The sequence below is a fragment of the Dolichospermum sp. UHCC 0352 genome (assembly GCF_009711925.1).
In the GTDB taxonomy this organism is placed as follows: Bacteria; Cyanobacteriota; Cyanobacteriia; order Cyanobacteriales; family Nostocaceae; genus Dolichospermum; species Dolichospermum lemmermannii.
Genome location: NZ_VIKY01000227.1, coordinates 1 through 11,270 on the forward strand (window position 1 = coordinate 1; position 11,270 = coordinate 11,270).

An 11,270-nucleotide genomic window follows, 5' to 3' on the forward strand; every position below is an offset into this window, starting at 1 on the left:
ACTGACAACTGACAACTGACAACTGACAATTTTTGTAAGTGAGGAAAAAACTGTGTCTGGAAGTGGAAGAATTCCCCTGTGGGTCGTCGCTACGATTGCAGGTTTAGGTGTAATTACTGTTGTAGGTATTTTCTTTTATGGATCTTACTCAGGAATTGGTTCTTCAATGTAATGCTATAGCAGGGAACAGGGAACAGGGAACAGGGAACAGGGAATAGGAAGTTTGAAAGTCTTTTGTAAGATGACTTTTTTAACCAATCTCTGTCCTAACCTACCTGGTAACTACTATTCTGGAAGAAGATAGCAATTAGAAATACAAAAGACTAGATTTTTGCTTGATTATCATTTTTGAACTTCTTCTGCAAAAATCGCCATAAAAACCGCCTAACTCCATGAGATAGGCGGTTTTGTTTGTTTTCAAATAGATAATTGGTGACAAAATTAAGTAACCAATTACCCATACCCTAATTAAGCAATATCTTCGCGTTCAATGTATGAAAACAAAAACGCGAAAATAACTGCTGGTAAAACCAAGCCAGTTAGGGGAACGAAAACAGAAGGCAAAAAGGAGGAATAAGCCAAAATAGTAGGCAAAAATGAACTTGACATAGAATTAAAGTCCTGTAAAGTCTTACTGCAATTCAAATTGAGCTTACTGCAAAATCCTCCCTTATTTGCTAAATTATCAAGATTTTTAACACACCTGTTTACATTCCCAACATTTCATCCATTTCTATCCTGGGTAAATTAGGGGGAATTACTGTCTTGATGATAGTGAATTTGTCACTTTCCTGCTGAGTAGTTTGATGGAGAGCGATCGCTGATAAACGGATTTCTAAGCAGCCAAAAGGAATTTTTAGGTAGATCGCTGTTTCCCATTCTCCGCAGGCATTAGAACGCAAATCTGGCAGGATATGTGGTCTATCTAGTAGACTCCGGGTTTGATAATCTTCAACCCATAACTTAACCACTACCGAAGATGAAACTTCAGGTAATTTTACACGCACCATTACAGATGTGCCAGCGACAAGTTCACCCTCTGATAAATACAATTGGGGAGTTGGTAAAGACTCCATCATCACACCAGAGAAATCTGCCGCAGTTTCATTCTCCGGTAGGGGGGAATAATGATGATCTGCTATAGCTTCATCACTCCAGCTATCCGCATCCCATTCCATAACCAAATCATCTATAACTATTTCTTGTGATAACCATCCAGGCTCGGTTGGTATTGGATTCAGTATATTGACTGTTTCCGGTTTATTAATTTCTAAGGGAATATTGTCAGCAATGGGATCTTCCTGAATTTCTTTTTCCCTACTTAACAGCACTTCCACATCTACAGTTTGAGTTTCTTCCCCAAGATCATTGTCTGAGGATTCTTGAAAAACTGCTTCAGTCAATAAGTATCCTTGACTGTCTATCCATTGTTGCAAAAGAGAGGAATTTTCTTGAGAATCCACCAAATCTAATCCTTCACTCTGGATAATTACAGAATTTTCCTGAGAATCCACCAAATCTAATTCTTCACTCTGGATAATTACAGAATTTTCCTGAGAATCCACCAAATCTAATTCTTCACTCTGGATAATTACAGAATTTTCCTGAGAATCCACCAAATCTAATTCTTCACTCTGGATAATTACAGAATTTTCCTGAGAATCCACCAAATCTAATTCTTCACTTTTAGTCACCCCCGCCACAATCTCTGCTATTAATTCTGCATAGGATGTATCATCAATCATAGACTGATCGGACTGCGGAAGATTATCTACTGGTAATTCTGGTATTTTTGCTGGTAAAGTCACTATAGTCGGTAGCTGTGGGGATTTCTGCAAAGTTGCTAATTTTTCAACATTTAACTGATCATTGGCTGTTTTCCCTGGAACAGGCTTAACTTTTAATCGTTTCAAGTAGGGAAAAATAGTATTAACTGGTTTAATTACCAACTTCTTCAAATCAATTGGGTGAATAGCCAGGGTTTTTGTGAGGGAATCTGTTTCCGAATCAGTATTAATCTCACTTCTGGGATTGTGAGGTAAATTTGGCAACTGTGGTGAAAGAAATTGCCAGGATATCAGGGGTTTAATTTGGGGTGGTAAAGGTTGGTTTGGGGAGGGCTTTAAAATGTGAAACTGTGCTAACTTGGGACTTTTAGCCACATTGAAAAGTTCTAACCGAATCTTGACAGAGGGCTTGGGCTTAACTGGTGGATTAGTTTCTGGTAAAGAGTAGTCACGGTAATCCGACCGAGAAGTTTGTAGTGCTAGTAAATCAGTGATATCGGCTGTAATTGTGAAAGTATGGTTAGCTAAAAGTATGACTTCACCAACATCAGCTAATGCACCATATAAATTAATCTCTGCTAAAAGCAACTTAGATTCACAATCAAGGGGAATATCAATCAGGGTACTAAAGCTAAAAGGTAAGACTTGATCTGTTAATGGCTGATCTATGTGGTTAAGGATTCTTGATTCTGAAGGCGATCGCAGGGTAATTTCTAGCCGTAGCTGACTCACACCATTCATGGCAAATCTCTCATCTTCCAGATTCTCTATTTCATTGACTTCCACATCGCCATGAATGATAAAATTGTCTCCCCAACGAGCAACATAAGTATCTTGATCTAAACTCAAATTCAGTGCTAAAGGTGGCGGTAAAGTAGGAGCATTCTCAATAGTCTCCTCGTCCAGCAAAGGTTCATCTTGAGGTAAGGCTAAATCTAATAAGTTTTGTAAAATCTGCTCAGTTGTTTCCCCCTTAAACCAGACTGGAGTTCCATGATTCATAACTATACTGACTTGAGTATCAGCATTTGAAGCCAGATCAGATTCCTCAGCCAGTTGAGTTAGAGACTGGGGACTAGGTTCTGGGGGTGATACTTGGATAAGGAGAGTATGTTGCCAGGATTTACCGAGCATCTCTGACATAATATCTCCAGAGCATCGTAACTCCCAAATCCCTGGTTTAAAGTAGGTAAAAGGAATTACCGCCATCAATCCTTCACTATTAGTCCGATGCGATCGCTTGAGAATTCGCCGTTTCGGTGGAACCTCCTGGGTTGATATGTAAGTCACTCGCACATCAACATCCATATTATTCAGATAAGAACGAGCCAAAACTCGGTAATTATCCGCTAAAATCGTTAAATTTGGCGACTCTAAAGTCCGCCAAGTGCGGTCTCCCTGTTTCTGTATCAGAAATTGCCAGTTTTCCATTATAAATAACGCCTAAACCTAAGAGCAGCCAATTAATATTTTGCATTAACTTGCTTGTCAGTTTAACCCAGCCATCTGCTATTAACCTAAGTTTAGTCGTCAGTTGTTAGTAGGGGCGAAGCATTTGGAAGATAAATTATCGGTCATTGCCAAAAATAGTTCTCCAAATGCTTCGCCCGTACAGTTGTTAGTTGTTAGTTGTTAGCTAACCAGCAACTTACCTTCTTGAATTTTATCCACATTCATAGCGGTTTTGATAATAAGCCACTATCTGCTTGCACCTTGACCGACTTTCCTCATCAGCGGCTGCTGTCCATGAAATCCATAACCCAGAAATTTGACTTTGGTTGTAATCAAACTCTGAGGATGTTTGCGGTATTAATCCCACTTCTACCCCCACCACCTGCCGGAGATGCGCTGCTATTTCCCGATATACAGCCAAGGGTAAACCAGCAAACTCTATTTTCTCTTGTGTCACCATATCTATTCTTTGCTCCCACAAGATTTTCAAACTTGCTTAATCACAGAAATACCATTACCCACAGAAGCTGTAGTTGCTGGTTTAGATGTTTTAGAAGGTTTTTCCCCTACTTGTTTAGCAACTTCAATACCGTACTGTTCCAAAATCACGGTAGGATTAGCACCTTGGCTCATTTCAATCCGTTTTACTAACACCCCATTCACCAGCCTTTGACCTGGTTTTACATATCTACTAGTTGGCTCATTCGGTACTTTCACAATTGCTTGAGGTACTTTACCAATTAAGATTACACCACTCACAATCACTGCTCTAGCGGTTTCCGGCTGTCGTGCTACTGGTAACACAGTTTTGAGTTTAGGAGAGGGGAGAGATCCCGCTAAAACAGTCGGTAAAACTGGTTTTATAGCTATCTGTGGGGATTTTTTGGGTAACTGCGCTATCTGCGATGGTTTTGTCTTGATTGATTTTTGCTGAGTTACTGTAGGTAAAGGGGGTAATTTAGGAACTGCAATTTTTTCACCTGGTAGCTTAGTAGTTCTAGAACCTATCTTCTCCACAATTTGCCCAAAGGGGTCTGTTCGTCCTTTCTGTACCACACCCAACCGCTCTGTGCCATTTGTCGGTTGAATCAAACTACCAACTGACCCAGGACTCACTGGTGGTTTGGTAGATATCAGAGGATTATTAAAAGGTTGAGCCAAAGATGGTGGCTGTGTCGTTTGCGGCGCAGTTGCTTGAAGACTAGGAGTTGGTGCAGGACTGGCAGTATTAGTAGCTGTTGGCGGTTCACCCACCGTACAGCCAGTCAGTGCCAAGGTTGCTAAAATAGCTGCGGCTGTAGCTGTAATATGCGAATTTTTACCCATTAGCTGCTCTCAAAAACTATAGAAAAGACTGCGACTTAAGTCGCACGAGTTGCTTATATCTCAGCCTAAAGGGACTGAGTTTTACGCTTACCGGGTTATTCTATAACTAATCTTCCGTCACCCCCATAATCTTTTTCAACATATCTAAGCCTTTTTTAACTTGGCGAGAAACTGTGACAACACTAATGCCTAAATGTGCTGCTACTTGTTTTTGGGTTAAATCATAGAAAAAATGCAGCCGCTAATTCGCTATCAGTCGGTGGGCGATTATATTGCTCGGACAGAGAACGGGAAAGCCCAACAGCTTGTTGTTGGAGTGCTAACCACCGTCTAGGTATTCTCACAGTTACGCCTTTATCTCGCAAATAATGTTGAATTTCACCACGAATATAGGGCATCGCATAGGAACTAAAAGCATTTCCCTTAGAAAGTTCAAATTTCTCAATTGCTCTAATTAAGCCCATACAGGCTACCTGGAGAAGATCCTCATAGCTCTCATTACACTGATTAATCCAATAATGGGCTTCCTTTCTGGCTAGTCCAAAATTGAGTTTTACCAGTTGATTGCGAACTCTTTCCGAACGGGATTGCTGATACTCTCGCAACAACTGTGAATTTTCATGTTTCAGTTTGTTAGTAGATGTTTCGTCAGTGGTTTTATTAGGCATAACACTTTGGTTCTTGAACAAGTATATTTGGTATATAATCGCTTTTAAAACTAGTCACTATTTCTGCTCTTGGCTGAATGGTTGCAAATCCTACATCACAGAAAAATCTTGTCCAGACAAAATCGCCGTAAATGCTCTGCACAATACAATTAGCAATGGCAAGATTGTCCTGATATTTTTTTTACTCAAATTAGTTGAGTATACTTCCTAATTTATTAAACAACTGTCATAAACTTAAAATATACAATTAGCAATCTAATAATAAACCGGGATTGCGCCTAATTTAACTAATTAACTATGAGATTTGCTTATAGGTCTTGAGAATTGGCAATAGTTGATGAGGATCAAGCTTTGGGCTGCGATTATTTTTGTTTATCTGCTGTCTTCTCTTGATTGAATGAGTAATATTACGTAATTAAATAATTAAATTCATCTCCAACTTTTCAGCAAAAAAAAATAAAATTTTAAATCAGTAAATTTACGTGGAAATTAAACAACCGTAGTTTTCCAAAAAAAACCAAGATGCAGAGTGCATCTTGGTTAAGGCATTGCCACAAATAAATTTTCGTGACTGCTGAATTGTTGTTCATTTCCAAACTCATGGAGGTATATTAGATTACTAAATTACCAAAATACTTATGGATTTTAAACTCCCATGAGGTTGTATCAATATTTAGGCGCGAGGCTCAATTCGACCGTAGAATAAACCACGAATCTTCACTTCTTTAGGTTCACCTGCACCTAAATCGGTATCAGAAGGTTGTTCACTTTCAAAAGTCCCAGCTATTTCACCAGAAGTGCTATCTACTTTGGCTACTTGCAAGGAAATTTTACCTTTGAGGATTTCTGCCCGCTTGACATTAGTACGAGTTAGATCTTCATTATCAGATCCGGCTGGTAAAGCTACAGCATTGTCATAGCCACTAACAACACCACGACCTTTAGGATCTAAGAAAGCTGCACCACGATAGGAAGGGACTTTAAAAGTTCCTTCAAAGTCAGTGGATGTGTTAATGCTAGTTAAATTAGGTTGTGTTTGTGCAACCAAGCTTTTGATGGTAAACAAGAAAGGTACTAATTCACCACCAGGAAGTTTAACGGTGATAGCTTGAAAATCAAGACCATCTTCTTCCGTAAAAGTCAAGCTATGATCTGGATTGCTAGTTAGCTGACCTTGTACTTGGTCAATGGTAGAAGTATATCTGGTCATAACTTTACCAGATACAAATTCTGCTTTTTGACGTTTGTTAGCAGGTTCTTCTTTGACAAAGAAACTGGTTGGTTCTAAACAAAGTTCTTTGATGCTGTATGTCACATTAGGATCAACAGTAATTGAACCACGACTGGTTTCTGTCAGTTGGGGGCATTTGTTAGCCAACCCTGTGCCGCGAATTTGTTCGTAGGTGAGGACATCACTGACGCTTGCAGAAGGTGCATCACTACAAGCTGTGATTAGCCCTAAGCATAGAGCAAAGAAAGCAACAATTAAAGCGCGATACCTCATGGTTAACCTCAATCTCAAAAATTAATATCTAAGTTGTCAAACTGTTTTACTGAACGCACTTAAACGCATTGCGTTTCTGAGCCTGGAATTCAAACCATAGACTAAGCAGCGAACCGCATCCATTCTGGATGATGTATGTGTTGTCAGTACATACATCAAAAGTGTTTGGATAGGGAAATTAGCCAGATCATACGATTTTTTTTAACTCAAAATCAAAGCACTCTAGTGGTTAAATTCGGCTGTCATCCAGCACAAATCATGGAAAAGCCTTCTCTACCTTACCATCAAGGATTCTTGTTACTTGAGAATAGTTAGAAAGATATATATTCAGAAGTCAGGAATTAGAAAGAAGGAGCCAGGATTGAAACTCGAGTGCTATCTGGTGGCTTTTGACCTAATTTTTCTTCCTCATTCCAGTGCATACCGTTATATCTGAAGATATCTGACTCTTTTATTGATCAATTTAGGGACTTTTCCAGTATCGTATTAGTTTTATGGAGTAAAACGTTCCATGAACCATGATCAAAATTGGACATCTGGGGATTTGTCCTGCCAGCTACAAGCGATTTCTGGTGCGGTTAAAGATGTAGCTCAAACTTGCGGTGGAGATGTAATTTCTCTACTGGCTTTGTTACGTCATTTAGAACAGTTGCACAAAGAAATTCGAGATGGAGTGTTTCAAGAAAATTTGCCTGATAATCGCCAAAGATTATACTCGCTGCTCAGAGATATTGAGTCTGAGGGCGGTTGGCCTTATATTGCCCGAATGCGAGTACAGGCGTTATTGGTAAATTTGTCTGAGGAAGTTACTGATGAGGATGCTCTTACCAGCTATACTCATGATGTTTTCAAAATTGATAACTCGTCAGAATAGTTCAATATTTAAAATTAACAAATTAAATATTTTTGGATTTGATGGTGAAAGCATCACCATCAAGAGTAAATTCGCTCGTGTCGCTTGTATCTCAGCACTAAAGTGACTGAGCTTTACTCTTACCGGATATTTCTGTAAATTTATGAGGTGGGAAAGTTTTACCGAATTTACAATGCGTTGGGTACTATTGTTAAAAGCTAATTTTCTCCATAATACCCATGATGTTAGCTAAATTTAATTGCTAGATAAGCGAATTTAATATCCAGAATAAATTGGACTGATATTTACAAGAGGAAAACAATGGCTGGGATATTATCAGTTTCTCGGACAAATTTAGCTCAACGCCGCCAAAAATTGCGTCGGCAGCGACAACTCAAAATTCTTCAGGCTATTTGGCGGACGCTGGCTGTCACTGGATTGGCCTCGGTTTTGTTCTGGGTAGCAATTCAACCAATGTGGGTGTTAAAGGATTCGGGGCAAATAGTGATCAAATCTGGTGGTCAAGTTTTGACCCAAAAGGATATTTATTCATTGTTGGGGTTGTCATCTCCCCAGTCTTTATGGCGGATTGAACCTTCCCTAATTGCTGATTCTTTAAGAAAACAACCGAACATTGCCCAAGCTACGGTTAGACGGCGGTTATTACCTCCTGGTTTAATTATTGAAATCCAGGAACGAGTACCAGTAGCGATCGCCCAAATAACCAAAAATCAAAGGATAACCAGTTGTGTTCTGACTCCTTCATTCACGGGTAAGCCTTCTGAGGTTAAGTCTTGTTTGCAAAATAGCGGTATGGCTAATCAACAAAATGAACTAGGTTTACTGGATGCTAGTGGCGTGTGGATGCCTTTATCAAGGTATATCTCCATTAACCCCAAAGCAAAATTACCTCGACTCATAGTAATTGGTGCGATCGCACAATACAAGCCATTCTGGACTCAACTTTATGAAGCTATCAGTCACAGTTCTCTAAAAGTGACAGAAATTAATTTTCAAGATCCTACAAATTTAATTTTGAAAACTGAATTAGGAATTGTGCATTTAGGCAGCCCTAGCAATAGATTACCTGAGCAAATTCAAGCACTTGTACAAATGCGCCGTTTACCGAATGAAGTTAATACTAGTAATATAGATTACATTGATATCAAAAATCCCGCTGTTCCATTAGTACAAATGAATCAAAAAAATCCAGGCTTAGTTATGAAGAAATCAGAGCCACTGCACAAAACACCAATCCGTTGAAGTTCAACATTTTTTCTTTCTACTCCCTTCGGCCTTTGTCTAGCTGAATAGGCAAATCTTTTAAATTAGTAACTTGAGTTGCTAATTTTATATTTTTGTAAATTAGGTATATATTATACATATAGATATAGAATTTTTTAACCGTTAGTTAAAAAATCATGCTAAGGGTTGTAAAATTAATAACTAAAAAATATTCTAAAAAAATTCAGGAGGTTATTAAAACTTATTACTAGGACTAAGCTTAAGCTCTATCAAACAGTTAATAACCAGTTAAATATCTTATATCAACCAGTCATCACAGCTTTTTGCCCAAAGATAGGGTTGTTATACTGGGATCTGCCCAGGAGTTTAGCAATACCTTAGCCAAATTGAAAAAAGCCTTGATTCGTAGGTTGGGTTGAAGGATGAAACCCAACATGAGCGTTGGGTTGCGCTGTCGCTTAACCCAACAAAGCAAAAAATGGCGAAGGTATTGAGTTTAGTTAACGCTATTGTTGAAGTGATCTGCTGCTGACAAAGAAGATGAGATAAATAAATGTCTATACTTTTTAGAACTATTCTTAAAAAGTATAGGGGGGGAGTCAGCAACATGAGCAGCTAGTATCATAAACTGTACAGCTAATCAACAATCCCAAAGGAGAAAGAGTTAGAAGGCACCAGGCTGGATATCTGACTCTGCAACTGAGGTTTTATACCTCTCTCATGGACAAATTGCCACATCTCACCTGCCATCATGTAGGCTAGGGAATAGTAAAAAAAATAAAATAGCGTGCCAAAATTTATTTTGGCAATTATTTGACTCTTAGGTGAATCACACCGCAAAAAGTCGTTTATCTACCTTTCACAAATCCAATGACACTTGATAATAACCAAGGGCTGATCTATAACTCTCAAAATCCCGGACAACCAGGGTTTTCTCTGGCAGTTAACTCAAGCAATCCCTTTAATAATTCTGGAATGAACTTTGCTCAAGGTAAAGATGGCAAGAGAATTTCTCTCGAAAATAGCGGTATTGGTGAAATTGTGCCAGGCCGTGTTGCCAACATCAAAGTAATTGGTGTGGGTGGTGGTGGTGGTAATGCTGTCAACCGCATGATTGAGTCTGATGTATCCGGTGTTGAGTTTTGGTCAATTAATACTGATGCTCAAGCTCTGACTTTAGCGGGCGCTCCTAGTCGCTTGCAAATTGGGCAGAAACTAACTAGAGGCTTGGGTGCAGGGGGAAATCCGGCTATTGGTCAAAAAGCGGCGGAAGAATCTCGTGATGAAATTGCCACAGCTTTAGAAGGTGCGGATCTAGTATTTATTACCGCTGGTATGGGTGGTGGTACAGGTACAGGTGCAGCCCCAATTGTGGCAGAAATAGCCAAGGAAATGGGCGCTCTCACCGTTGGTGTAGTGACTCGACCATTTATTTTTGAGGGACGCAGACGCACTAGCCAAGCGGAACAAGGAATTGAAGGCTTGAAAAGTCGGGTGGATACCTTAATTATTATTCCCAATAATAAGCTGTTGGAAGTCATTCCTGAGCAAACTCCTGTGCAAGAAGCTTTTCGCTATGCTGATGATGTGTTGCGTCAAGGTGTACAAGGAATTTCTGATATTATTACTATTCCTGGATTGGTCAACGTTGACTTTGCTGATGTGCGGGCTGTGATGGCAGATGCAGGATCAGCTTTGATGGGAATTGGTGTGAGTTCGGGTAAATCTAGGGCCAGAGAAGCCGCAATTGCCGCCATTTCTTCACCTTTATTGGAATGTTCTATTGAAGGAGCTAGAGGAGTTGTATTTAATATTACTGGTGGTAGTGATCTGACCCTGCATGAAGTTAATGCTGCGGCGGAAACAATCTATGAAGTGGTTGATCCTAATGCCAATATTATTTTTGGAGCGGTAATTGATGACAGACTCCAAGGAGAAGTCAGAATTACTGTGATTGCGACTGGATTTACAGGTGATATCCAACCTCCATCTGCACAAACTACTGTTACTCCTAGAGTTGTCACTCCCATTCCCACTACTACTACCACTAGAAGACCTACACCACTACAACAACCTGTTAATAACCCCACTCCATCTGTAGAACCACCAAAAGAAAAACCCTCTTTGGATATTCCCGATTTTCTGCAAAGACGACGGACACCACCAAGAAATTAATTGATTGTGAATATGAGATTTTAGCTTAAATAGTAGAAGCCTCTCATCTAACCGATAGGGAAGTGATGAGATGAATAGGCGCGAGTGACTTTTTTGACTAACTAGCGAAATCAGCAATGTTAGTCGATGAGGAATGAACACTTTCTTGGTTTCTCTCCAAGTATCTGATATAATTCTAATCAATAGGTGTAACTCAATTAAATGCTGAAAAGCAGCCTATTAAAAAAGTTCAAAATTATAAGGAAGAACGCCGAAAACCC

Annotated in this window: 9 protein-coding genes and 1 pseudogene; 4 read left to right on the top strand and 6 right to left on the bottom strand. The window is 39.4% G+C overall.

From position 1 onward, the window contains the following. Positions 1–52 precede the first annotated feature (52 nt). Positions 53–172, top strand: a complete 120-nt coding sequence (locus tag FJR06_RS16155; RefSeq protein WP_015081481.1) for a photosystem II reaction center protein J — start codon at positions 53–55, stop codon at positions 170–172. A 296-nt stretch (positions 173–468) separates the two neighbouring features. Here FJR06_RS16155 and psaI read toward each other — a convergent pair whose 3' ends face one another. The 6 genes and pseudogenes from psaI to FJR06_RS16185 form a co-directional block, all read right to left on the bottom strand. After that, positions 469–609 carry a photosystem I reaction center subunit VIII gene (gene psaI / locus FJR06_RS16160; protein ID WP_015081480.1) on the bottom strand — a complete coding sequence of 47 codons (141 nt, stop codon included), beginning with the start codon at positions 607–609 and terminating at the stop codon, positions 469–471. Positions 610–707: 98 nt separating this feature from the next. Next, the gene (locus FJR06_RS16165; RefSeq protein ID WP_168651805.1) at positions 708–3,218 is read right to left on the bottom strand and encodes a hypothetical protein; all 2,511 of its coding nucleotides are present in this window, start codon (positions 3,216–3,218) and stop codon (positions 708–710) included. Between the two features lie 232 nt (positions 3,219–3,450). Continuing rightward, positions 3,451–3,699, bottom strand: a complete 249-nt coding sequence (locus FJR06_RS16170) for a hypothetical protein (protein WP_015081478.1) — start codon at positions 3,697–3,699, stop codon at positions 3,451–3,453. 26 nt (positions 3,700–3,725) lie between these two features. Beyond that, positions 3,726–4,565 carry a hypothetical protein gene (locus FJR06_RS16175; RefSeq protein WP_015081477.1) on the bottom strand — a complete coding sequence of 280 codons (840 nt, stop codon included), beginning with the start codon at positions 4,563–4,565 and terminating at the stop codon, positions 3,726–3,728. A 106-nt stretch (positions 4,566–4,671) separates the two neighbouring features. Continuing rightward, positions 4,672–5,233: pseudogene (locus tag FJR06_RS16180) on the bottom strand (sigma-70 family RNA polymerase sigma factor). A gap of 673 nt (positions 5,234–5,906) precedes the next feature. Further along, positions 5,907–6,737 (bottom strand): photosystem II manganese-stabilizing polypeptide, encoded by an 831-nt coding sequence (locus tag FJR06_RS16185; RefSeq protein ID WP_015081475.1) that lies wholly within the window; start codon positions 6,735–6,737, stop codon positions 5,907–5,909. Positions 6,738–7,248: 511 nt separating this feature from the next. On the opposite strand from FJR06_RS16185, the gene FJR06_RS16190 reads away from it, so the two are divergent. The 3 genes from FJR06_RS16190 to ftsZ all read left to right on the top strand — a co-directional run bounded on the left by FJR06_RS16190 (position 7,249) and on the right by ftsZ (position 11,010). Beyond that, positions 7,249–7,611 (top strand): hypothetical protein, encoded by a 363-nt coding sequence (locus tag FJR06_RS16190; protein WP_168651806.1) that lies wholly within the window; start codon positions 7,249–7,251, stop codon positions 7,609–7,611. Between the two features lie 300 nt (positions 7,612–7,911). Continuing rightward, positions 7,912–8,853 carry a cell division protein FtsQ/DivIB gene (locus FJR06_RS16195; RefSeq protein ID WP_168651807.1) on the top strand — a complete coding sequence of 314 codons (942 nt, stop codon included), beginning with the start codon at positions 7,912–7,914 and terminating at the stop codon, positions 8,851–8,853. An 852-nt stretch (positions 8,854–9,705) separates the two neighbouring features. Continuing rightward, positions 9,706–11,010, top strand: a complete 1,305-nt coding sequence (gene ftsZ, locus FJR06_RS16200; protein ID WP_168651808.1) for a cell division protein FtsZ — start codon at positions 9,706–9,708, stop codon at positions 11,008–11,010. Positions 11,011–11,270: the final 260 nt, after the last annotated feature.